The organism is Streptomyces sp. NPDC004051, assembly GCF_053604275.1.
In genome coordinates, this window is the sequence record NZ_JBSGHG010000002.1 from 333,356 (window position 1) to 354,887 (window position 21,532).

General features: G+C 72.2%; 17 protein-coding genes and 2 pseudogenes. 13 read left to right on the plus strand and 6 right to left on the minus strand.

The window, feature by feature from the left end; translation table 11 throughout:
* Positions 1–221: 221 nt before the first annotated feature.
* Together ACWEQO_RS05115 and ACWEQO_RS05120 are read right to left on the minus strand one after the other, a co-directional pair.
* Positions 222–947, minus strand: coding sequence for a 5-formyltetrahydrofolate cyclo-ligase (locus tag ACWEQO_RS05115; RefSeq protein WP_452979073.1), 726 nt, complete (start codon positions 945–947; stop codon positions 222–224).
* Between the two features lie 19 nt (positions 948–966).
* Complete coding sequence (locus tag ACWEQO_RS05120) at positions 967–2,133, minus strand: helix-turn-helix transcriptional regulator (RefSeq protein ID WP_452979076.1); 1,167 nt, start codon at positions 2,131–2,133, stop codon at positions 967–969.
* A 178-nt stretch (positions 2,134–2,311) separates the two neighbouring features.
* Here ACWEQO_RS05120 and ACWEQO_RS05125 point away from each other — a divergent pair, with 178 nt between their 5' ends.
* The 6 genes from ACWEQO_RS05125 to ACWEQO_RS05150 all read left to right on the plus strand — a co-directional run bounded on the left by ACWEQO_RS05125 (position 2,312) and on the right by ACWEQO_RS05150 (position 7,146).
* Complete coding sequence (locus ACWEQO_RS05125; protein ID WP_452979079.1) at positions 2,312–2,851, plus strand: ATP-binding protein; 540 nt, start codon at positions 2,312–2,314, stop codon at positions 2,849–2,851.
* 152 nt (positions 2,852–3,003) lie between these two features.
* A complete protein-coding gene (locus tag ACWEQO_RS05130) occupies positions 3,004–3,147 on the plus strand; it encodes a hypothetical protein (RefSeq protein WP_279334824.1) in 144 nt (47 codons plus the stop codon).
* A 15-nt stretch (positions 3,148–3,162) separates the two neighbouring features.
* Complete coding sequence (locus tag ACWEQO_RS05135; protein WP_452979082.1) at positions 3,163–4,347, plus strand: cupin domain-containing protein; 1,185 nt, start codon at positions 3,163–3,165, stop codon at positions 4,345–4,347.
* The gene (locus ACWEQO_RS05140; protein ID WP_361460867.1) at positions 4,344–5,240 is read left to right on the plus strand and encodes an aldo/keto reductase; all 897 of its coding nucleotides are present in this window, start codon (positions 4,344–4,346) and stop codon (positions 5,238–5,240) included. Before ACWEQO_RS05135 ends, ACWEQO_RS05140 begins: the two co-directional genes overlap by 4 nt.
* A gap of 187 nt (positions 5,241–5,427) precedes the next feature.
* On the plus strand, positions 5,428–6,117 hold the full coding sequence (locus ACWEQO_RS05145; protein ID WP_361460869.1) for a phosphotransferase: 690 nt from the start codon (positions 5,428–5,430) through the stop codon (positions 6,115–6,117).
* A 537-nt stretch (positions 6,118–6,654) separates the two neighbouring features.
* Positions 6,655–7,146 (plus strand): SRPBCC family protein, encoded by a 492-nt coding sequence (locus ACWEQO_RS05150; RefSeq protein ID WP_452979087.1) that lies wholly within the window; start codon positions 6,655–6,657, stop codon positions 7,144–7,146.
* A gap of 1,438 nt (positions 7,147–8,584) precedes the next feature.
* Here the strand turns inward: ACWEQO_RS05150 and ACWEQO_RS05155 are convergent.
* Positions 8,585–9,133 carry a DUF4232 domain-containing protein gene (locus tag ACWEQO_RS05155; RefSeq protein WP_452979090.1) on the minus strand — a complete coding sequence of 183 codons (549 nt, stop codon included), beginning with the start codon at positions 9,131–9,133 and terminating at the stop codon, positions 8,585–8,587.
* A gap of 325 nt (positions 9,134–9,458) precedes the next feature.
* On the opposite strand from ACWEQO_RS05155, the gene ACWEQO_RS05160 reads away from it, so the two are divergent.
* On the plus strand, positions 9,459–10,886 hold the full coding sequence (locus tag ACWEQO_RS05160) for a helix-turn-helix domain-containing protein (RefSeq protein WP_452979093.1): 1,428 nt from the start codon (positions 9,459–9,461) through the stop codon (positions 10,884–10,886).
* Here ACWEQO_RS05160 and ACWEQO_RS05165 read toward each other — a convergent pair.
* The gene (locus ACWEQO_RS05165; protein WP_452979096.1) at positions 10,867–10,989 is read right to left on the minus strand and encodes a hypothetical protein; all 123 of its coding nucleotides are present in this window, start codon (positions 10,987–10,989) and stop codon (positions 10,867–10,869) included. The two genes, ACWEQO_RS05160 and ACWEQO_RS05165, sit on opposite strands and share 20 nt — an antisense overlap.
* A gap of 197 nt (positions 10,990–11,186) precedes the next feature.
* Here ACWEQO_RS05165 and ACWEQO_RS05170 point away from each other — a divergent pair, with 197 nt between their 5' ends.
* The 3 genes and pseudogenes from ACWEQO_RS05170 to ACWEQO_RS05180 all read left to right on the plus strand — a co-directional run.
* Positions 11,187–11,465, plus strand: a complete 279-nt coding sequence (locus tag ACWEQO_RS05170; protein WP_452979099.1) for a hypothetical protein — start codon at positions 11,187–11,189, stop codon at positions 11,463–11,465.
* A gap of 302 nt (positions 11,466–11,767) precedes the next feature.
* Positions 11,768–14,152 carry an SCO7613 C-terminal domain-containing membrane protein gene (locus ACWEQO_RS05175; RefSeq protein WP_452979101.1) on the plus strand — a complete coding sequence of 795 codons (2,385 nt, stop codon included), beginning with the start codon at positions 11,768–11,770 and terminating at the stop codon, positions 14,150–14,152.
* A 294-nt stretch (positions 14,153–14,446) separates the two neighbouring features.
* Positions 14,447–14,633: pseudogene (locus tag ACWEQO_RS05180) on the plus strand (tyrosine-type recombinase/integrase); the annotation flags it as partial.
* Positions 14,634–14,638: 5 nt separating this feature from the next.
* Here the strand turns inward: ACWEQO_RS05180 and ACWEQO_RS05185 are convergent.
* Both ACWEQO_RS05185 and ACWEQO_RS05190 read right to left on the minus strand, forming a co-directional pair.
* Positions 14,639–14,737 (minus strand): annotated as a pseudogene (locus ACWEQO_RS05185) (PIN domain nuclease); the annotation flags it as partial.
* Between the two features lie 185 nt (positions 14,738–14,922).
* Positions 14,923–16,296 (minus strand): COG1470 family protein, encoded by a 1,374-nt coding sequence (locus ACWEQO_RS05190; protein ID WP_452979104.1) that lies wholly within the window; start codon positions 16,294–16,296, stop codon positions 14,923–14,925.
* 242 nt (positions 16,297–16,538) lie between these two features.
* Here ACWEQO_RS05190 and ACWEQO_RS05195 point away from each other — a divergent pair, with 242 nt between their 5' ends.
* The 3 genes from ACWEQO_RS05195 to ACWEQO_RS05205 all read left to right on the plus strand — a co-directional run bounded on the left by ACWEQO_RS05195 (position 16,539) and on the right by ACWEQO_RS05205 (position 21,390).
* Positions 16,539–17,213, plus strand: coding sequence for a helix-turn-helix transcriptional regulator (locus tag ACWEQO_RS05195; protein WP_361460882.1), 675 nt, complete (start codon positions 16,539–16,541; stop codon positions 17,211–17,213).
* Between the two features lie 146 nt (positions 17,214–17,359).
* Entirely contained in the window at positions 17,360–20,686 is a 3,327-nt protein-coding gene (locus tag ACWEQO_RS05200; protein ID WP_452979107.1) for a hypothetical protein, read from the plus strand.
* The gene (locus ACWEQO_RS05205) at positions 20,683–21,390 is read left to right on the plus strand and encodes a DUF4255 domain-containing protein (RefSeq protein WP_452979110.1); all 708 of its coding nucleotides are present in this window, start codon (positions 20,683–20,685) and stop codon (positions 21,388–21,390) included. Before ACWEQO_RS05200 ends, ACWEQO_RS05205 begins: the two co-directional genes overlap by 4 nt.
* The last annotated feature ends 142 nt before the right edge of the window (positions 21,391–21,532 follow it).

Here is a 21,532-nt window from a genome sequence, read left to right on the forward strand (position 1 = left end):
CTCGAAGAAGCTCAGTAAGCGGCTGACTGTCTTGAGCGCGGCACGGGCGCCGGCCGGGCTGGAGCGGGGCGGAGACAGGAGCGCAGGCCCGGCCGGGGGCCGGGCCGCGCGCGGTGAGCGGAGCGAGCCGCCTTGAAACTCGAAACTCGTGAAGAAGGTTGCAACTCAGTCGTTGGATGGGAGGTTGTGGCACAGGGATCGGGTGCTATCCGCTCAGGTCGTCAGGCGCCCTGTCGAGCCGTGAGCGCCGGGATTGCAGCGATCTTCTCTGCCGTGAGGGCCGACCAGTCGATCCCTGACGGGCGGTGGGGGTTCGGGCAGGCGATGGTCTCGTCGGGGGTCACGATCAGGTCGACGCCGACGTCGTGCTCGGTGGTGGGGATCGGGGTGTCGGTCACCTGGAGGGTGTGGACGGTGGTGACGACGATGGTCTCCGGCGTCACCAGGCCGGCCTCGGTGAGCAGGGCGAACTCGATGTCGGAGTAGCCGGCGCCCTTGCCGATGCGGGCGCCGTCGCGGTGGACGGCGACGCTGCCGAGGACGATCAGGTCCAGTGGTCGGAGGGCGTCGACCTCGACGGTGGGGGCGATCGTGGCAGCGGTGCGGCTTGCTGCGGCCTCGGCAGGTGGGACGGTAAGGGTGGCCGGGTCCAGGAGGTAGAAGGGCTTGGGGGTGGCCAACCTCGGCACCGCCATGTAGACGATTTTGCCCTCCTCCAGGGCCCGTGCCCGAACCGGAAGCTGGGCCTTGTCCGGTACTGCCTTGACGACCCCCGCACGCTGCCAGGCCGGAAGCCCCGCGAGTCGGGCAGCGGCTTCCTCGGCACCCTTGAAGTGGGGGATGCGGCCGTGGACGGAGGGGTCGTGGACGGCGTCCGCGGCGGTCAGGGCGTCCCAGACCTGCGTGCGTACCGTCTGCTTGGCGCGGTCCAGGGAGTTGGCTGCCACCGGTGTCTCCTTCTCTCTCCTACGCTGCCGTCATCAGACCGAACAGTCTGTCGTGGACCTCCGCGACAAGGGGTTCCTGTCGCCAGGGGCGCAGTTCGCGAGCGGCTCCGAAGACGATGTTCATGCCGCCGCCTCCGCGTGTGGTCTCCAGCTCGGCGATGGCCTCGGTGAGGCTGGCCACCCCCGCCTCGACATCGCGTTGACGGATACGGGCGAGCGTAAGGTTCCCCAGCACGATCGCGCGTGACTTTCGCCTGTCCCGTAGCTTCTCCGCAGTGCAGGCCAGCAGGGTTTCGGCCCGTCGGTGGTCTCCGAGCGAGAGGTAGCAGGAGCCTGCGAGGCGGCCGAACTGGGTGGGTGACACCAGGTCGGCGGCGGCGTCGCTGCCGTCCGCATGGTCGAGTTGCCGTTCTGCACGGGAGAGAGCGCGTTCGCAGTCCGAGGCCGACCGCAGTATGGCGTGTGCCTCGGCGACGTGCAGGAGCGCCAGTCCGGTCAGGGCGGGGCTCGTGCGCTCGGCGGTTTCGGCTGCCTGCTCCGCGAGCGCGAGCCCCGCCTGCGCGTCGTGTGCGCCGTACAGCGCGACGTAACAGGTGCGCAGTAAGGCGTGGGCTTCGAGAGTGGTGTCCCGTAGGTGGCGGGCGAGGTCGGCGCTCTGCTCGTAGTACGTCTTCGCGGTGGTGTGGTCGCGGCGCTGGGAGGCGTCCCAGACCAACTGCCCCATGAGGGTGCACGCGTCGGCGTGCAGGGCGTGGAGTTCCCTCTGGACGCGTCCGCGGGCGGAGTCGGCGGCGAGCTGGTCGATGCGGTTGAGTTGTGCTGCTGCTTCTGCGATGAGACCGGCCGAAGGCACACGGTCGTAGCGAGCGGCGCAGTCGTCGAAGCGCGTGCGAAGTGCGGCGACGGCCGGCAGGTCGATGCGGCCCGGGTGAAGCATCACGTGATCGAGAGCTTCTTGTTCCTGCGTGCGGCCTGGCAACCGTGCGGTCAGAAGGTCGTTCAGGCCCTCGGCGTCGACGCGCAGAAGGCGGGCCAGTCGTGGGCGCATCCAGGGTTGTGGGGCGGTGCGGCCTGATTCCCAGCGGGTGATGGTGGAGCGGTCCACCTGCATGTGCTCGGCGAGAGCCTCCTGGGTGAGGCCCACGGTCCGGCGGCGTGCTGCGAGGCCGTTGCGGTGGTGCGCCATGACGCTGTCTCCCCGTTTCGCCTGCCCTGCCAGGGACGTACGACTGCGCGGCTTCCCAGGTGAGGCGTGCGGGTGACGCACGGATGCCGCATTGGTGCGTCCATTGTGCTCTGGGCGTTGTCGGCCGGGGGCGGTTGTGTGGAACTCCGACGCACACAGCCAGGAAGGTTCGCCCTCCATGACGTTCCGAACACTCGCCCCGAAGTCCTCGTCCCTCCATGTCCCGTCCGACACCGGCGCTGTGTCTTCCGCTCGTCGCAGGGTTGTCGCGATCGTCCGTGACTGGGACTTGCCACTTGCGGAGGAGACGGTCGAGACGCTGGAGCTGCTGGCCGGTGAGGTGATCGCGAACGCCGTGGTGCACACGGGGGAGGGCTGCCGGGTCACGGTGAGCTGGAACGGGACGTGTGTGCGCCTGGAAGCCGAGGATGCGGAAAGCGGCCTTCTCCCGCAGCGGGCGCCGGCCGACCTGGACGAGGAGAGTGGGCGCGGACTGCAGTTGGTCGACGGTCTTGCCCAGGCGTGGGGTTCCCAGCCGACCACGGACGGAAAAGTGGTCTGGTTCGAGATCGGCGGCTGCTCAACCTCGCCTTCCCGTCCGTCTCCCGCCGCATGTGTAAACGATTCCTCGTTCGAGGGCGCACCGCGGCCGGTGGCGCTTGCCGAACCGGGATGCGGCGTGCTCAGCGGCTCCCGCGCGCATGTCACCGCCACCTGACCACCTGACCAGCTGATTTGGGACGCGCGTGTCCTCCATCAGCTACAGACGCCTCCGACTGGGACTCCACCGTCTGGTGGGGCAGCCGGAGACGCCACATCCAGGGAGCGGGCAACCGGCTCGCTTCCGCCCACACCGAAGGAGACACAACCATGCCCGAGCAGAACGTGACCACGAACGGTGCTCAGGAGGACCACGGCCTGCTGGTTGCCCGTCGCCGGATCGCCGCCGCCCGTTCGCGGGCCGAGCAGCCCTCGGACGGCGGTTCCACCGGCCGCTCCGACGGCAACGACTGAGAAGGGCCGCAACCGATGACCACCGACGTACCCGCGGTGGTCGCGCGCCTGGGCGAGGACTTCCTCGCCCAGGTGTACGGCCGCACCTACCGCCACTTCCCCGGTGAGCCGGGCCGCTTCGCCGGCCTGCTCGGCTGGGACGACCTGAACGCCCTGCTCACCCATCACCGGCTCGAACCGCCCCGCCTGCGCCTCTCGGCGGGCGGCGAGGCGCTGCCCCAGCACGCCTACTCGGTGCCGGTCACCACCCGTCGCAGCACCGTGTGGCACCGGCTCAAGCCCGCCGAACTGCACCGTCACCTCGCCGAGGGCGCCACCCTCGTCCTGGACGCGATCGACGAATTGCACCCGGGCGTCGGCCACCTCGCCCAGGAACTGGAACGACACCTGCGCACCGGCATCCAGGTCAACGCCTACGCCTCCTGGACCCCCGAGGAAGGCTTCGGAGTCCACTGGGACGACCACGACGTGCTCGTCCTCCAGCTCGACGGCGCCAAACGATGGCGCATCCACGGCCCCACGAGGCAAGCCCCGCTCCACCGGGACACGGACGTCCCCGAACCGCCGCCGAACGAGCCGCTCGTCGAACTGGTCCTGCACGCGGGAGACATGCTGTACCTGCCGCGCGGTTGGTGGCACGCGGTCGCCGCTTCCGAAGGCGTCCACTCCCTCCACCTCACCTGCGGCATGCAGACGACGACCGGCGCCGACCTCCTCCAGTGGCTCTCCGAGGACCTGCGCCGTGAAGCGATCGTGCGCAGCGACCTGCCACGCTTCGGGACCGAGGAAGAGAAGGCGGACTTCGTACGGTCCCTCGGCGACCTCGTCATGAAGGAGTTCGAGGACGGGACGCTGCTCGACCGCTTCCTCGGCATGCGGGACGCCACCGACCGGGCCCGCCTGGTGCCCTCACTGCCGTACGTCGAGGGCGTACCGCCCGACCCCGCTCTCGTCGTACACCTGGTAACCGCTCGCGCCCGGCTGCACAGCGACGGGGAGGGCCACCCGGTGCTGACGGCAGGGGGAGAGGAATGGGCCTTCTCCCCGCAGGCCGCACCTGTGCTGTCCCTCCTCCTGGACGGAGGCCACCACCGCCTGGACACACTCGCCCGAGCGGCCGGACTTCGCGTCGGGCAGGTGGCGCACCTCGTGAGCGAGCTGGTGGACGGCGAGGTCGCGGCCGTGGGACGGGCCGGATGAGCGCCCGTCTGGCGGCCGGGACGTACCGGTGTCGTGACGTGTCGCAGTCGGTGGGTGCGGCCGTGGACGCCGGGGTGACATGGATCGACACGGCGCCGAACTACGCGTCCGGTACGGCCGAGGCATCTCTGCGGCCGGTCCTCAAGGCGTGTCCACAGGTACGTGTCTCGACCAAGGTCGGCTTCGTGCCCGACGCCGACCGGCGGGCCGCTCGGAACGCCGGGGTGCCGTTGTACGACCGCGATCAAGGCCACTGCCTGGCACGTCCCTGCATCGCCTGGCAGCTCGCCCGCAGTCGTGCCCGCCTCGGCCGCGTCCCGGACCTGGTCTTCGTCCACAATCCGGAGCACGGCCGGACGGACCGGGCCGATCTGTCGCGGACGCTGACCGAGGCATTCGAGGAACTGGAGAGCATGGCGGACGCCGGCAGGGTCGGCGGCTACGGCGTCGCCACCTGGGCGGGCCTGTCGAGCGGCCTGTTCACCATCCCCGAACTCACGGCACTTGCGGAAACCGTGGGCGGGCCACAGCACCACTTCCGAGCCGTGCAGTTCCCGGTCTCACTCATTCGACTCGCTGTGGTGGCGGACGCGCTCGACGGGTGCGGAGCACTGGTGGAGGCACGGGAAGCGGGGCTCGACGTCTTCGCATCGGCCCCGCTCGGAGGCGGTGAACTCCTCGGAGCGATGACGGAGGAACTGGTGCGCTTCATCGCCCCTGCCGCATCCGCAGCGCAGGCCGCGCTCCTGGTCGCCCTGTCGGCCCCCGGGGTGTCGCGTGTCCTGCTGTCGTCGAGCACACCGGCACACTGGGCCGATGCCCTGGGGGCTGTGGTCTGCGAGCCCTTGTCGCCCGATCGCCTGAGAAAGGTCATCGATGTCCTCGGAACCTGACGACCCCGAGGTCGCCGCGCGCATGCGGAGGGCCCATACCGTGGCGTGCGGCCTCCTTGGGGCGGTTCCTGGCACACGGCCGTCCGACGAAGGGCCGCAGGAGGCGTGGGGGTGGAGGGGACGCACGCTGGGCCGACCCGTCACCGGGGCTCACGGGCCAGGGTGGCTGCGTGTCGTCCACAGCCCGGTGGACAAGGCGAGCGGCAAGTTGTGGACAGGGCCGGAGGACGCCGAACGGCTGGTGCCCCGACAGGTGCCGCGCCCTCGTCTGCGTCTCGTACGACAGTGGAAGGAGGGAGGAAACGCGTACAAGGCAGAGCTGTACGACCACGTCGCCGGCGAAACCGTGTCGCCCACCCCCGCACTCGTCACCGCAGTGCCCTCCCTGACGACCGCCTGGTGGAACGATCTGCGCACGGCCCTGGCCTGTCTCCCGACGGTCCGCACCGACCGTACGGCCGTACGCCAGGCATACCTGGACCGCGCCATGCCGAAGTACCTCGCCTTCCTCGGCGGGCCCGTCCCCACGACGCCTCCCGCATGGTCCACCGCACACGGTGACCTGCACTGGGCCAACCTCGCCGGTCCCGAACTCGGCATCCTGGACTGGGAAGGCTGGGGCACCGCCCCGGCCGGCTACGACGCAGCCCTCCTGCACGCCTACAGCCTCACGATGCCGGAGACCGCCGAGCGCGTCCGCCGGGAACTTTCCACCGTTCTCGACAGTGAGGGCGGACGCTTCGCGGAGCTGGTGGTCATCACCGAACTCCTGCAGAGTGCCGAACGCGGAGACAACGTGGAACTGGTCCCCACTCTGCGGCAACGGGTGGAAGAGATCTGGCACCGGATGACGGCCGACGGGACGACCGGTCGCTGAGCCGCTCACCGTCGAGTCGGCGGAGACGTCGGACGACCCCGGTCAGGCGGCGCTGATCCACTGGTACGAGGCCCGGCCGTGAGGGTCACCGCCGGGCTCGACGACCTCGTACGGGCCGAGCGTGCGAAGCACCACACCGGTGACCGTACGCACCATAAGGAGGAGCCGTCGGCGGGCTAATGGTGCGGTTGTGGTGCGGCACCCGCTCACCGGTCTGGACAACAAAGAACCCCCGGGTCACTGACCTGGGGTTTTGCTTGGAGCGGGCGACGAGAACCGAACTCGCGCTCTCAGCTTGGGAAGCTCGTGTGCTTCGGTCTTCGCAGCCTTGCTGAACTGGGACGGAACGGTGTGTCCCCGACTGGTTGGCCGCCGGCCGATCGCCCGCCGTTCCCCGTGGTTCCCCGCACGATCTGGCACGCGTCTGGCACACCTCTCGTCGGCTCCGGGGCTGGGCTCCGATGAGCTGTACCGACCCGCAGACCGCCCTACCGCCGGAGTACGGGGACTTTCCGCCCCGGCGATGGGAGGATCACCGTGCAGGCGCGCCGTATCGAGGAGGGGGCCGAGGTGCCGTCCACCGAGCTGAAGCACACGTTTCAGATCGCCGCGCCGCCGGAGGAGGTCTTCGCGCACCTGGCCGAACCGTTGCACTACGTCGGCCTGTCGCCGCTCGTCGTCGCCGTCCGCGACGTGCGCCGCAACGGCGGCACCGTGAACTACACGGCCGTGGAGCGTTTCCGCTTCCTGGGCGTCCTGCGGCACGACAACATCACCGACGTCACGCTCGCCGCCGTCCCGGACGGCCTCCCGCACTCCGCCGAGGTCTTCGGGGAGGTCCGCAGCCCCGGCCGGGTCCGCCTGAGCTACCGCTTCGCCATCGACCGCCACGAGGCCGGCAGCGTCGTCACCGACACCCTGCACCTGCGGACGCCCCCAGGCCTGCTGCGGTTCGCCGCTTCCCAGGCGGGAGCGGTCCAGCGGGCCCGGGCCTGTGTCCTGACGGACCGTCTGGCCCGGCCCGTCTGACGGCCTTCGCGCGGGCAGCCCGGTGGCGAACGCGGTACGCAGGGTCGATCCTGAAGGCCTGGCTTGGCAGGATTCGGTCCTGCAACACCCGCTTCAGGAGAGAGGCTGAGCCATAGAGCGGCTGACCTGCGTCTCGTGGGTCTGCTCGACTCACTGGACATTCGCCTGCTGAGCACCGTCGTTGACCGTCGTTGACCCCTGCATCTGGCACGACTGTGGCACGGGATGCTTTCGTCCCGAATTCTCGGTGCAGGGCCATTGGGGCTCGATGCGTTGGCCTGGTGGCCGCCCTGGAGTGTTGGTGCCCCGACTGCGGTCGCGGCTCTGTACTTCGCTGCTCCATCACAGGTGCTGTGGCGGCAGTGGACCATCGGTTGGGCAGATACCTCAGCTGAAGGGTCAGCCAGGTTCGCTTCACTTGCCTTGGGCGTCGCGCATCCGCTCAGCCTGCTTGATGATCGGCTCGGTGGGAAAGGTCGGGGTGCGACCGATATCGAGCGACGTGTAGGTCGCGATGACGCTGCAGCAGTCCCACGGATCGTCAGCACCGTGTTTGCCCTGCTCGATGGCGCGTCTGCGACTGCTCTCCTTGAAGCTCGGACCAGGTACATCAATGATGACGCTTTGTCACCACCGAATGTGAGACAGAGCCGCTCGTTTGACAGACCCCGTTCTCGCTGATGACGCAGGAGCCACCGTCGGTCCCGCCGGCGACGGGGGACGGTGTTCCCTCCGCGGGCTGCCGCTTTGCGGAGGCGACCACTCCCACGCAAGCACGGAGAGAAACCCCGGGCCGCTGACCCGGGGGTTTCATCACGGAGCGGGTGACGAGAACCGAACTCGCGCTTTCAACTCGGGAAGCGATGGTGCTTGCGCCACCAGATGGATCCTGACCTGGGCGCATGTGCTTTTGGACATGGCGTCGAGAGCGCCGGAACACACCGTTGTTGACCAGCCTTACGGGCACGGATGGGGGACAGCCTCGGCTTGTGTCGTCCGGTGGAACCGTTCTGCCCCTGGCAGTGCCGTATCGGATGCCGGTTTCGCGTAGTGCCGCAGACAGGGTTGTGCGCGCAATCAGTGCACTGCGCAGTATCTCCAGAGACGGACGCCACTCGCCCGCCTGCCGCCCGAACCGTCGGAGGGTGTCGAACCGGGGGCGCCGCATCGGTTCGCGACGCCCGCACCCAGGATGTTGCAGGCCTGCTGAACCTGCCGCCATGTCGGGGGTCCGACGTTCGCCGTACCGCAGCAGACCCTGCGGACACCCGTGCCAGGTGATGAGGAGTGAACGAGGAAGTCGGCGTGGTGAGGTGGGCAACAGGCGGCGGGAGCCCGCGTGGCGTCCGCGGTGCCGCCGCCGGCTGCACCGCGCCCCCGTGAAGGCGGGACATTCGGTGCGGTCGGACGGCGGCTGTGCCGTGGGACGCCAGGGCGGCTACCAGGAGAGGGCGTCCGCCGCGTTGTCCTGCCAGTAGGTGACGGTGGCGGCGCTGTTGAAGAAGACACCGCCGTTCGGCAGCTTCAGGGTCTTCTCCTGGTCGGTCGCGTTGCCCTTCTTGTCGGCGAGGAACACGCCCAGGGTCTTCGCGGTGCTGCCCCCTTCGCCGTCGGGGGAGAACGTCGTGATGCCCGCGTACGCGGACTGGCCGGGCTCGAGCACCACCACGGCCTGCGGCGTGGTCTCCCGAGCCCACGGCAGCGGGGCCTGGGCGTCGGTGCCGACCTTCAGGTGGGGGGCGCTGTAGGCGTAGCAGGGCTTGGTGCCGGTGTTGGTGGCCTTGAGCAGCAGGTGGTTGATCGGGCGGGACACCTCGGTGACGGTCAGCTTGGTGTTCGCCGTGGTGCAGGTGACGACCGAGGAAGCCTTCGTCGTGGCGGCGGAGGCGGTTTGCCCGGCGGTCTGGAAGCCGACGAGCGCGAGGGCGGCGGCGACGACCATGGAGGAGGCGGTCGTGCGAGAGGCGAAACGAGTGACGATACGCATGAGTGGACTGCTCTCTCTGAACATCAGGAAGATGATTTTTTGGTGGTGGACCGTGTCGGTCGGCCGACCGGCCGGCCGGTCTTGTCCTGGCCGTGTTGCGTGGAGGGAGTGCGGGTGGGCACGCCGGAAGGGCGGGCCATGAAAGAGGAGTTGAGCGGGGCGGAGCACCGTCTCCGGCGAGGCGCCGTGCTTGGATGGCCCAAGGCTGTGTCATACGGCGTCCCGTTTGCCATTCCATCGGGAGTTTCGGGACGCTGGGATGAGCGACCGGCTCTGACCTGGGGAAACGTGACCTTCATGGGATGCCGAACGGAATGGGGGACCGGTGGGGACGGCTGAGGAGATTGCTGATTTCGCGGCACTGCTGCGCGAGTTGAAACAGCGATCCGGGCTGAGTTACGAGGCCCTGGCGAAGCGGGCGCACATGAGTACCTCGACGCTGCACCGGTACTGCAAGGGGGAAAGCGTGCCGGCCGACAACGCGGTCGTCTCCCGCTTCGCCCAGGTGTGCAGGGCGGCTCCCGAGGAGCGGGTCGAGTTACACCGGCGCTGGGTCCTGGCGGACGCGGCACGGGAACGCGCCCGGCGGGCCACGGCGGATACGGAACCGGCCTCCGCGGACCGGGCCGGAGCGTCCGCGTCCGGCCCGGGCCCGGAGCCCCGCTCCACGCAGGCACACACGGAGGACCGACCCCGGCCGGAGGCCGTGCCGGACACCCCGCCCGGGCCCGTGCCCCCGTCCGCAACCGCGCCCACTTCCATGAGCGGGCCCGGGGACCCTTCCGAGTCCGTCACCGAACCGTCGCCGGAGGCGGCTGTCCCGGCTCGCCGCACTCCGGCGCTCCTCCAAACCGCCCGCAGGCGGTGGGTCCTGATCGCGGCGAGCACCGCCGTCGTCGCCGCCATGTCCACCGCGCTCACGATCGGCCTGAAGGACGGGGGGACGGACCTGGCGGAGAACGGACGGCCGACCGACACCGTGACCTCCTCCGAGGAACCGGCCTCCGCCGCCTCCACGCCGCACCCATCGGGGCCCACACCCCCCTCCGCGCGCCCGAGCCGCTCCCCGGCCCCGGCCCCGGCCCCCGGAACGCCCGATGCCGAGCCGTCGGCACGCAGCACCGACACGGGCCGTGCCCAGGACAGCGATGAGGTCCCGCTCACGGTGAGCACCCGCACCTATGCCTGGGACGACCCGCAGTGCGAGGGGAAGTACCTGATCGACCGGCCTGCCGACGAAGTCTCGCCGCCGGTGATGGGGCAGGACGTGCCGGGCTGGGTGAAGGCGCACGGCGCCGTCGCCGCCGACCGGCAGCGGGTGGCGCTGACCGTCCAGGGCACCGGGGACGGAACCGTCGTCATCGAGTCCCTGCACGTCCGCGTGGTCAGCTCGGGCGCGCCCCCGGCCTGGAACGCGTACCTGGGGTCGTCGGGCTGCGGCGGAGGCGTGGAGACGAGGTCGTTCGACACGGACCTCGACGCCGGTCACCCCGTCGTCGTGCCGAAGGCCGGCCAGCGCGGTTTCCCCTACAAGGTCAGCCGGTCCGATCCCGAGGTGCTGTACATCACCGCCCGTGCCCGGGCCCACGATGTGAACTGGTACGTGGAGCTGCAGTGGTCCAGCGGCGGCCGTCAGGGAACCACACGGATCGACGACCACGGAAAACCGTTCCGCACCAGCGGCAGCCAGGGCCGGCCCGTCTACGAGCACCTGGTCGGCGGCACCGAATGGTTCAGCGTGGCGGAGAACTGATCTCCAGGATCCCGACACCGGGCCGAGTGAGGATCTCCCGCACCTGCCGGGCACGCTCGTGGACGCGGTCGTCGACCGGTACCCGGCCGAAGAGCAGAAGCATGTCCTCGACGCCCTGTGAGCGGTCGGCGGCGGAGCACACTCCCGACTGCGACGTGCCCCGTCGCAATCAGCGCCTTCACGTCCGTGGCCGGCGTTGTGACCGGTGGTCGGCCCACTCGCATGGAGCGGATGCCTTCTGAATGCAGCCCATGCTCGAACAAACCCCCCTCCCTCGGAGCTCCGCTCGCCGAAGCCGAGGTGCTCGCTCTGACGGGTGCGGATGCCACGACGGTCGAGAGCCACGTCCTCTCCGGCACGGAGGTGCTGGCCGGCCCGGAGGGGGCGGTGTTCATCGTGGAGGCAGGGGATCAGCCGGGCCGGAGCGGGGTCTGGAACGCCGACGGGATACGGCTCATCGGCCCCGCATCGGAACCGGTCATCGCGTTGCTCCGGTGGAACCCGGGGCGCGGGGAACACCCTCCCCTGCATTTCGCCGTGCGCACGCCGCAGGACACCCTGTATCTCGGCAAGGGATAAGCGGGTCAGTACGGAAGGCTTGACGGCGCGTCCATCGATGCCCGAATCCGCCCCCTCACCAGCCTGCCCCGCTTTCTCCTCGACCGTGCCCGCCCGCCCCTGCCGCCCGATGCCAGGAGAAGGTGGCGGTCACCGGCGGGTACGGTTCTCGGCCCGCCCCAGCGCGGCGTACGCGCGGGTGGCCGGTACGGGCAGCGCACCCCACGCCGCAGAAGCGGTGGTGGTCCCGGTCCATGTGTCGAGCCCGCAGGTCGGGGCCTTTGCCGCGCGGGATCTGAGTACGGGGCTGAGTACGCTCACTCATGCTCCGCGGCATGACGCGCGCCACACTCCACGGCATGACCCACCTACCGCCACCGGCCGAGGAGTTGCGGCTCATCGACGCGGAGTTGTGGCAACTCGACGCCCGCCGGGCCCAGTTGCTGGCCCGCCGTGCCCAGCTGATCGGTCTCCTCCAGCCGGCCCTTCCGCCCGCTCCACCGGTACCGCGGCGGCCCGAGACCACCGCGCCCCGTGTGCAGAACGTGCTCCTCGTCCTCGGCGGCGTCCTGCTGACCGTCGCCGCGATCGCGTTCACCCTGGTCAGCTGGGGGCACCTGGGGATCGCCGGGCGGTCCGTGGTGCTCGCCACGGTGACGGTGGCGGTGCTCGGCGCTCCCGTGCCCCTGCTGAAGCGCGGGCTGCGCTCGACGGCGGAGGCGCTGGCGGGCCTCGGTCTGGCGCTGACGGTGCTCGACGCGTACGCGCTGCACGAGGTCGCGCTGACGGCCGCCGACGGCACGGGGTACGCGGCCGTCGCGGCGGCGCTTCTGGCCGGGGTGTGGTGGGGGTACGGCAGGGGACTCGGTTCCCTGCGCATCCCCTTCCCCGCGGCACTGGCCGCCGCCCAGTTCCCCCTGCTGCTGTGGGCGGTGGCAGCCGACGCGGGCCCGTACGCGATCACGGCCGCGCTGTTGCTGACGGCCGCGTTCGACACGGTCGTCGCGCTCCGGACGTCCGCGAGGCCCCTGCGCATCGCCGCCGCCGTCGGCGCGTACGGCACGGGCGGCTGGGGCGTGGCGGCGGCCTGCGTGCTCTCCTTGGAGGCCGACGGCCCGAGTGCCGTCGCCCGTGCGGCGGCGCTGCTCGCCCTTGCGGCGGCGATCGCGCTGTACGCCGCATGGCGCGCCCCGCAGCAGGGCTTTGCCACCGGCGCCGCAGTGGCGGGCGGGCTGCTCCTGGTCGCGGCGCTCGGCGGCGTCCCGCGCGCGTCGCTGCCCGGGGTGTGGACGGTGCCCGGCTATCTGGCCTGCGGGGTCGGGCTGCTGTGGGCCGTCCGCGCTCCGCTCCCCGAACCCGTGCGGCGCGGTGTCGCCCGGGCGTCGGCCTCCGTCCAGGCCCTGGCGGTGGTGTGGGCACTGCCCCTGGTCGTCGTGGCGCTGCTGGGGCCGGTCGGGTGGACGGGGCGGGTCTGGTCCGGGGCGCCGTCGGACCTGCGCGCCGCGGTGACGGTCTGGGCGCCCTGGCCGGCGGACGCGGCGGCCGCGCCGCTGGTGCTCGCGGTCGTCGCGGCGGTTCTGGCCGGGGCGGCCCGCGCCACCACGGCCCGGCGCGACCAGGCTGCGGCCGGTTCCGTGGTCCTGGTCTGGGCGAGTGCGATCGTCTTCCCGGTCGCATGGCGACTCCCATACACGGCAGGGCTGTTCGCGCAGGGGTTGACGGTTGTGGCGGCGCTGGCCGTGGCGGTGTACGCGCGTCGGACGCCGACGTCCCGCACCGCCGTCCTCCTCTCCCTGCTCACCGCGGCCGGCCTCGCGCTCCTCTCCCTCGCCTCCCAGGGCGCGACCCTGGCCGTGCTCGCCGCGCTGACGGGGATCTTCGCGGTGGCCGCCGCACACCGGCGTCTGACCGCCGTCTGCGCGAGCGCGTCCCTGGCCGGTGCGGCGGGTCTGGTGTGTGCGGTGGGCGCCGCCGCGGGCCGGCCGTCCGCGCACACGGCGCTGCTGGTCCTGATCGTCCCGGCCGCCGCGGCCCTGCTCGCGGCGCGAGTCCCGCGGGCCGCGGTTCCGGTCGAGGCCACGGGCGCCGTCGCGGGGCTCCTGGCCATCGGGCTGGCCGTCACCGACGCACCCGTGCTGGCCCTCGTCCTGGCCCTGTGCGGGGTGATCGCCGCGGGCACCGCCGTGCGCGCGGACCGCCGGCAGGCCGGGTACGCGGCCGCCGCGCTGTTCGTGTCGGCCACCTGGGTGCGGCTCGGGTCGTGGGACGTGGGCATCCCGGAGGCGTACACCCTGCCGGTGACCGTCCCGGCGCTGGTCGTGGGCTTCGTCCGGCGCCGCCGGGACCCCGAGGCCTCGTCGTGGACGGCGTACGGTCCCGGGCTCTCGGTGACGCTCGTGCCGAGCCTGTTCGCGGCGTGGACCGACGCGGACTGGCCGCGCCCCCTGCTGCTCGGCGCGGCGGCCCTCGTCCTCACCCTGCTGGGCGCCCGCCACCGGCTCCAGGCGCCGCTCGTCCTCGGCGGGAGCGTGCTCGTGCTGGACGCGCTGCACCAACTCGCCCCCTACCTGATGCCGTTGGCGGGCGCGCTCCCCCGCTGGCTGCCCCCCGCGCTCGCCGGGCTGCTGCTGCTCGTGCTGGGCGCGACGTACGAGCAGCGGATCCGGGACGCCCGGCGGGTACGGGAGGTGCTGGGACGTATGCGCTGAGGGACGGCCACGGCATCCGGACGGCGAGCGGCGATGCCGAAGCAGGCCGGTGTCGCCGGGGATCTTGGCCCTGACCCTGATCGTCTTCAGCGCCTTGACGTACGCGTTCCAGGGCCGGCTCTCCACGGCCCGACGCCGAGGCCGATGCTCCGTCGGGCCTTCGAGGGCGAACCCCCCGGCGCCGGGCCGGAGACTTCCGGCCGGCCGCGGCAACCACCGGATCCGGTCGGGCTCCGCGCACTTCTGGCGATCCGCCCTCGCCGACCGGGCCAGGACCGCTCACGAAGGCCGACGCCCACTGCGGTCAGGTTCCACGACCTCCGCCGCACCGGGCACCCGCTGTCCACATGGGTCCGGTGCGGCCCTCGAGGACACCATGGTCCGCGCCGGGCAGTCCTCCGAGAAGGCCGCGTTGATCCCTCAGCACTCCGGCGAGGAGCGGCAGGAAGAGGCCGCCACCGGCCTCGACGCCACCGCCCGGAGGGGGCCCGGGGCCGCCGCCCGGTCCCCTCCGTACTGCTCGGCGTCGCCGCGCAGCAGACGGGCCGGTGCGCCGGTGTCGATCAGGAACTGAGCGGCGTTCACCGTCTTCTTCTTGGTGCCGGTGCCGGTGCCGGTGCCGGTGCCGGTGCCGAGGGCCTGGGCCGCGTCCTCCGTGTCCGGAGTGGACCGACTTTCGGTCTCAAGTGTCGATTTCTGGACGAAAAAGATTCGACTCTTACAGGTGGTGCTGATTTCGATCAACAATGTCTTCAGTCTTGAGGTGTGAGTTATCGCGTGGTACTGCCGAGCGTGCCGCTCACGTTCAGGACCTCGTGGCACGTCGACGCCCGGCGGCCGGTGGCCGGTGTCCCCGGCTTGTCGCAGGTCACTTTGATGGTCACGGTGTCGTTCGCAGGGATCTCGATGGGGGTCACCCAGTGGTAGTCCTGGTTACGGAAGGTCTCCAGCGCGATGGTGGTGATCTTGCGGTTCCCGAAGGAGATCGTCAGCACTCCCTCGTCCCCCTGGAAGTTGGCGACGACGATGTCCGTGACACCGAAAACGCTGTTCGCGGGCACACGGTAGGTACCGGTTTTGGTCTGGCCACCGGCCGTCTGCAGGTCGATGGTCGCCGAGCTCTGCCGGCCGGTGCCGGACGCGGTGCCGCCACCGCCGGGCCCGGACGCGCTGCCGCCACCGCCGGGCCCGGACGCGGTGCCGTCACCGCCCGGCCCGGCCGAGGGCCCGTTCTCCCGGCCGCCGGGCAGGGCACCCGAAGCATCGCCGGAACCGGTGCCCGGAGCCTGCCCGTTCGCCCCCTCGGCGGGTGTGGGGCGCGGCTGAACCGCCTCGGTGGCCGCTTCCTTGGCGGCGCTGCGCACCATCGGCCGGACGAGGGAGAACCAGGCGAGCAGCAGGGCCAGCAGTGCCGCGAGCACCGCGAGCAGCCACTTGGGGAAGATCGGGATCTGGACGAACTCCGCGTCCAGCGGAGTCCGGACGGCGGCCGCTTCGCCTGGTGCCGCCACCTGGTCCCCGGCTTCGGCGGTGTCCACGGTGAACGGCCACACCACCGGAGCGCCGAACCACACGGGTTTGCCCGTACGGACCCGGAGTCCGACCTCGGCCGACTCGCCGGGCTCCAGCTCGCGATCCGCCGGACTGAGGGCGAACTTCAGCTCCTCGCCCGCCTGGCCGGGGGAGAAGGCCACCCGTCTCGGGGCGTTGCCCTGGTTGCGCACCGCCAGCCGGTAGCGGCCGCGCAGCCAGCCTCGCCGGCGCCGCGGAACCAGCTCGGTGTGCAGTTCCCGGAACTCCTCGACGTGCACGGTGGTTTCGAGGACCCGCACCGACTCGGGGTGTTCGGTGGGCAGGACCCGCACGCCGAGGGGGATCTCACCGGCCCGGACCTCCGGAGAGCGCGGCGGATCCAGACGGATCGTCACCGTTTCCGAGGTGCCGGGGTAGAGGGAGACCCGCGGGGGTTCCGCGGTCGCCCAGGAAGCGCAGTCCCCGACGACCTCCAGGCTGTACGCCTCGACGATGTCGCTGTCGTTGCGGACGGTCACACTGGTCGTGGCGGTCTCACCCGGCGCCACCGTCACCGCCGGGATGTCGCGACCGGGCGCACCGGGACCGGGAGAGGCTGCAGAAGGCGTCACAGCACGACGGTAGGACCGCGCCCAGGGGCTCAACGAGGAGCACGAGGGCAACATCCGGGCAGTCGTAGTGCCCGGAAGCAATGACCGACTCCTCCGTGAGGGTGCGGAACGGCGGCATCCCGTCGTTCCGCGCACGTCGCACAGGGGCGGTCGTGCCGCCCCTGTGCCACCCCGCGGACCGATGAGACAGGTAGCTCCCCATGTCCGTCTTGGAAGAAAGAAACCGGACCATGCCCGCCGCCATGACACGTGTGCCCGCCCCGGTCCGTTCCACTGCCGGGACTTCCCGTTCCGACAGCCCGGGCCGGGCGACCGTGGCCGTCTACGCCGCCGATCCGGTCCTGCGCGTCGGCGTCGTCCAGCAGTTGCGCTCGCGCCCCGAGGTCGACCTGCTCGGCGAAGCCGACGCGGAGCGGGCCCAGGCGTCCCTGGTGGTCGTGGACGGCGTCGACGACGACGTGGCCGCCCTGCTGCACCGATTACGGCACAACACCACCACGCGCACGGGCCTCGTGGTCGGCACCCTCGGGACCGGCGCGCTGCAACGCGTCATCGAGTGCGGTGTGGTGGCGGTGCTGCGCCGCACCGAGGCCGACCAGGACCGGCTCCTCCACCTGGTCCTGGCGATAGCCAACGGCGAGGGTGTGCTGCCCGGCGACCTGCTCGGCAAGCTGCTCACGCACGTGGGCGGCCTCCAGCGTTCGGCGCTCGACCCGCGGGGCCTGTCCACGCTGACCACACGCGAGGCGGACATGCTGCGCCTGGTGTCGGAGGGCCTGGACACCGCGGAGATCGCCCGCAAGACCGCGTACTCCGAACGGACCGTCAAGAACGTGCTGCACGAGATCAACACGCGACTGCAGCTGCGCAACCGGGCTCACGCGGTCGGTTACGCGCTGCGCAACGGGCTGATCTGACGACGGCCGGGACCCCGGCACTGCCCGAAAGAGCACTCCGCGTTTCCCCCGGGTACGGCCCCGCCGCCCTGCCGCGCCGCTCGCCGTCGGCGCAGGGTGGCGGGGGCACATCCGGATGCCGCACCAGACTGCGTAGGGGGACTGTGATGAGAACCGCCGGCCCCGGCGGGCGGCGCCGCCTGGGCGGACTCGGCACCTCGTTGCTGCTGCTGATCCCGCTGCTCGGGGTGACGGCGACCTCCGGGCAGAGCAGCGCCGAGCCCGGGCCGCGAGCGGCCGACACCGCGGAGACCCGGATCACCTACGCCGGCACCCGGCACCGCAGTCTCGGCCAGGTCGCCACCAGCACCTCCAGCACACCGCTGTCCGACAAGGGGCCGGTGTTCGACAAGGGGCCGGCCCACTTCGACGTCCAGCCGTCCGCCCTCGACGACACGCTGGTCTTCACGAGCCGCCGCGACGAGCGGGATCCGCAGGTCTACCTGCGGTCCGCCGACGGCTCGGTACTCCGTCTGACCAGGGGCCGGAACGCGGCACACCCCCGGCTGACGCCGGACGGCCGGGCCGTGGTGTTCGACTCGGCCGAACCCGGCGGCCCGGACGGCCGTGACCAGCGCGACCTGTGGCGGGTGCGCACCGACGGCACCGGACTGGAGCGGCTCACCGACACCCCGTCGGACGAGGAGTGGCCGACGGTCTCGCCGGACGGGCTGCGCCTGGCTTACTCCGACGACGCCGACCCGTCGGCCGGACCGCAGATCCACGTGCGGCCCCTGGACGGCGGCACCGCCACCCGGCTCACCGATCCCGCGAACGGCGCGGCCACCGAACCGGTGTGGAACCCGGTCGACGACTCCGAGCACCGGGAGCGGATCGCGTACACCGCCACCCGGGAGGGCAGTACGCCCCAGCTGCGGGTGACCGACGGCAGCACCGACGGGCCGCTGCTCGGGGGCGCCCGGGAGCAGTGGCCCGCGCACGGGGCGACGTGGCTGCCCGGCGGGGACGACATCATGTTCCTGAGCACCGAACAGACCTGTGAGTGCGAAGGTGACTGGAATCACGTGTTCCGGTTGCCCGCGCACTCCGCCGACGTGCCCTCGCTGGTGCTCAGCGAGGACCGGGAGGTCCTCTCGCCCACCTGGCTCGGCTCGCTCGACGGCGGCGGCGCGGTGGTGGAGCGCACCTCGGCGTCCGGCCCGCACACGGTGACGCTGCAGGACGTCCGGACGGACGGGGCCGACCCCCGTGACCTGGGGCTGGAGGTCCTGAAGGAGGACCCGGCGGCCGACACCAACACCGATCCGGCAAAGGACCCGCTGTTCCGGCCCAGGGCCGGCTACGACCCGTGGACCGAGCGGCAGAACTACACGCCCGACGGCCGCCGGATCGTGGTGACCCGCTTCGAGGGCGACCCCGAGGAGCGGATCGAGCGGATCTGGACGGCGGACGCCGACGGCTCGAAAGCGGCACCCATGGAGCTGGAGGGACGTGGCCCGGGGGACTGGGACACCGACCCGGCGCTCTCCCCGGACGGCAAGTACCTCGCCTTCACCCGGACCTCACCGGCACCGCCCGGTGAGACCGTGAGACCCGGCCGCGTCCTCGTCGCGGACGTGGCCAGCGGTGAGATCACCGGCACGGTCACCCTGCCGGACGGCCAGGTCCGGGGCGGCGACGCCCAGCCCACCTGGTCCCCCGACGGCACCACCCTGGCCTTCACCCGCAACCAGGTGATCGACGGAGGCGGTGGCAACAAGCACATCCTGACCGTGCCCGTGGACGACCTGAGCCGACAGCGCAACCTGAGCCGGCAGCACGACCTGAGCGCCCGCGTCTGCCCGGAGGGCTGCGAGGTCATCGACGACAGCCCGGCGTTCTCCCCGGACGGGCGCAGCATCGCCTTCAACCGCAAGAGCGGCGGCGGCCGGATCGACGAACAGAACGGCCTCCTGCTGACGTCCCCGTCGGGCGACGGCTGCCGGGTGCTGCTGCCCGCCGCCGCCCGCGAGCGCGCCGACGCCTGCCACCAGGAGCTCCCGGACACCTCGGCCACCGGCCCGCACCAGCCGCGGGACCCCGCCTGGACGGCCGACGGGACCGGGCTGGTGTTCAGCTCCCGTTCCGGTCTCCCGGTCAACAGCCCGGAGAAGCTGCACCTGCTGGACATCGCGTCCGGCGGGCTCACCCCGCTCACCGCCGACCTGCCGGGCCGGCAGAAGGAACCCGGGGTCCAGCAGTCCGTGGACCTCGCGGTCCGGGCGCCCGGCACCGTCCCGGAGGTCACCGTCGGTGATTCCACCACGGTCCGCGTCGAGGTGGTGAACAACGGTCCCGCCGCCTCCCCCGGGGCCCGGCTGACGGTCGCTCCGCCGCCCGGAGTGGAGGTCACCCGGCTGGCCCGGCCCAAGGGCACCTGTGAGGCCGCCTCCCTCCAGTGCGACGTCGGCGTGGTGCCGCCCGGCACGGCCGTCCCGGTGGACGTCACCCTCACCGGGCTCGTGCCCGGCGACGCACCGGTCGACTGGTCGGTCGCCGGCACCGTCCTGGATCCGCATCCCGACGACAACGCCGGCCGGACCGTGGTGCCGGTGCGCGAGGCCGTACCGCCCCCGCCCATTCCCACGCCGACACCGCCCACGCCGACACCGCCCACGCCGACACCGCCCACGCCGACACTGCCCACGCCGACACCGCCCACGCCGACACTGCCCACACCCGTGCCGCCCAGGCCCCTGCCCCCCACGCCTGAGCCGCCCGCACCCGCGCCGCCCGCACCCGCGCCGCCCGCGCCGCCCGTCGAGATCCCGGAGCCGGACGAGCCCGAGGCCGGGCCCGGGGTGCGCGTCACGGCCCAGCCGAACCCCGGCTACGTCGGCGGGCGCGTCGTGGTGACGTACACCGTGCGCAACGGCCGCAACGCGCTGGCGACCGGACTGCGGCTGCGCATCGGCCTGCCCGCGGGCGTTCCGGACAACGGGCCGCCGCCGGGCTGCGACGCCTCCTGGGTGTGCGCGCTGCCGGACCTGGCGCCGGGCGGGAGCACCGTCGTCCGGGTCGTCCTCAGCCCCGACAAGGCGCTGACCGGCGATGTCACCGGCAACCTCACCACCAGCGGGACGGACGCCGACCCGAGGGACAACACCGCCCGGCAGCGGCTGCGCATCCTCCAGCCGCGCATCGTCGCGGTGCCGGGGATCGGCAAGCCCGGCTTCGTCACCTCCGTGCGCGGCGAGGACTTCCCGCCCGGAGCGCCGGTGCGGTTCACCTGGAAGCCGGGGATCACCGCGGCGGCGGCACCGACCGTGCCGAAGCCGGACGGCACCTTCATCGGCCAGCTGCTCATCCTCGCCAAGGACCAGACCGGGCCGCGCGTCATCACCGCCAGGGGCCCCGGGTTCTCCCCGGTGAAGACGGACTTCCTGGTGGTCAGCGGCACCGTGCAGCCACCCGACGAGGTGACCCGCCGGTGATCCACGAGGTCGACGAGGGACTGCGCCGCCTGCTCGGCGGGTCCGGCCTGGAGGCGTCGGGCGTCGAGGTGGTCTTCGACGCCCCCACCCGGGACTGGGCGGCCCGCCGCAACGCCCCGACGGTCTGCGTCTTCCTGTACGACATCCGCGAGGACACCACCCGGCGCGGCAGCGGCGCCGGGGAGGTGTACGACGCGGACGGGCACGTCGTGGCACGGCGCACCCCGCCGCGCTGGTTCGATCTGACGTACCTGGTCACGGCGTGGGCGAGCCGTCCGCAGGACGAGCACCGGCTGCTCTCGCAGGTGCTCGCCTGCCTGGTGGCCACCGACACGCTGCCCGCGCGGCTGCTCACCGGCACACTCGCCGAACTCGGCCTGACCGTGGGCCTGGACACCGCCGGGGCCGGACTCGACGCACCGGCCGCCTCCGACGTGTGGTCGGCGCTCGGCGGGGAGCTGAAGGCGTCGCTCGGGGTGCGGGTGCGGGCGCCGCTCGCCGGGGTGAGCACGGCCGTCGCGCCGCCGGTCACCGAAGGGCTCGTCGTGCGCTCCGCCACCCGGGGCGAGGACGGGGGAGTCGTGGCGGGACGCCGGCTGCGCTACCCGGAGACGGGGGACGCGGGTGCGGACGGTTTCACCGGCCCGCGTGAGCGCCCGGCCGCCCCGGCCCGGCGCCGCCGCAGGGGGGACCGCCAGCCGTGACGCACACCGCCGAAGCCGCCGAAGCCGCCGAAGCCGCCGTGGCCGCTCGGACCGCTGCTGGGATCACCGCGCGGGCCGTCATTCCGGCCGCCGCTCGGCGCGAGGGCGGGAGGCTGCCCCGGTCCGGCGCCGCCGAAGGGGG

Excerpts from the sequence above, each read along its gene's own strand:
- ACWEQO_RS05120 (WP_452979076.1), bottom strand. The coding sequence starts at position 2,133 with ATGGCGCACCACCGCAACGGCCTCGCAGCACGCCGCCGGACCGTGGGC.
- ACWEQO_RS05125 (WP_452979079.1), top strand. The coding sequence starts at position 2,312 with ATGACGTTCCGAACACTCGCCCCGAAGTCCTCGTCCCTCCATGTCCCG.
- ACWEQO_RS05130 (WP_279334824.1), top strand. The coding sequence starts at position 3,004 with ATGCCCGAGCAGAACGTGACCACGAACGGTGCTCAGGAGGACCACGGC.
- ACWEQO_RS05135 (WP_452979082.1), top strand. The coding sequence starts at position 3,163 with ATGACCACCGACGTACCCGCGGTGGTCGCGCGCCTGGGCGAGGACTTC.
- ACWEQO_RS05140 (WP_361460867.1), top strand. The coding sequence starts at position 4,344 with ATGAGCGCCCGTCTGGCGGCCGGGACGTACCGGTGTCGTGACGTGTCG.
- ACWEQO_RS05155 (WP_452979090.1), bottom strand. The coding sequence starts at position 9,133 with ATGCGTATCGTCACTCGTTTCGCCTCTCGCACGACCGCCTCCTCCATG.
- ACWEQO_RS05165 (WP_452979096.1), bottom strand. The coding sequence starts at position 10,989 with ATGCTTCTGCTCTTCGGCCGGGTACCGGTCGACGACCGCGTCCACGAG.
- ACWEQO_RS05175 (WP_452979101.1), top strand. The coding sequence starts at position 11,768 with ATGCTCCGCGGCATGACGCGCGCCACACTCCACGGCATGACCCACCTA.
- ACWEQO_RS05195 (WP_361460882.1), top strand. The coding sequence starts at position 16,539 with ATGACACGTGTGCCCGCCCCGGTCCGTTCCACTGCCGGGACTTCCCGT.
- ACWEQO_RS05200 (WP_452979107.1), top strand. The coding sequence starts at position 17,360 with ATGAGAACCGCCGGCCCCGGCGGGCGGCGCCGCCTGGGCGGACTCGGC.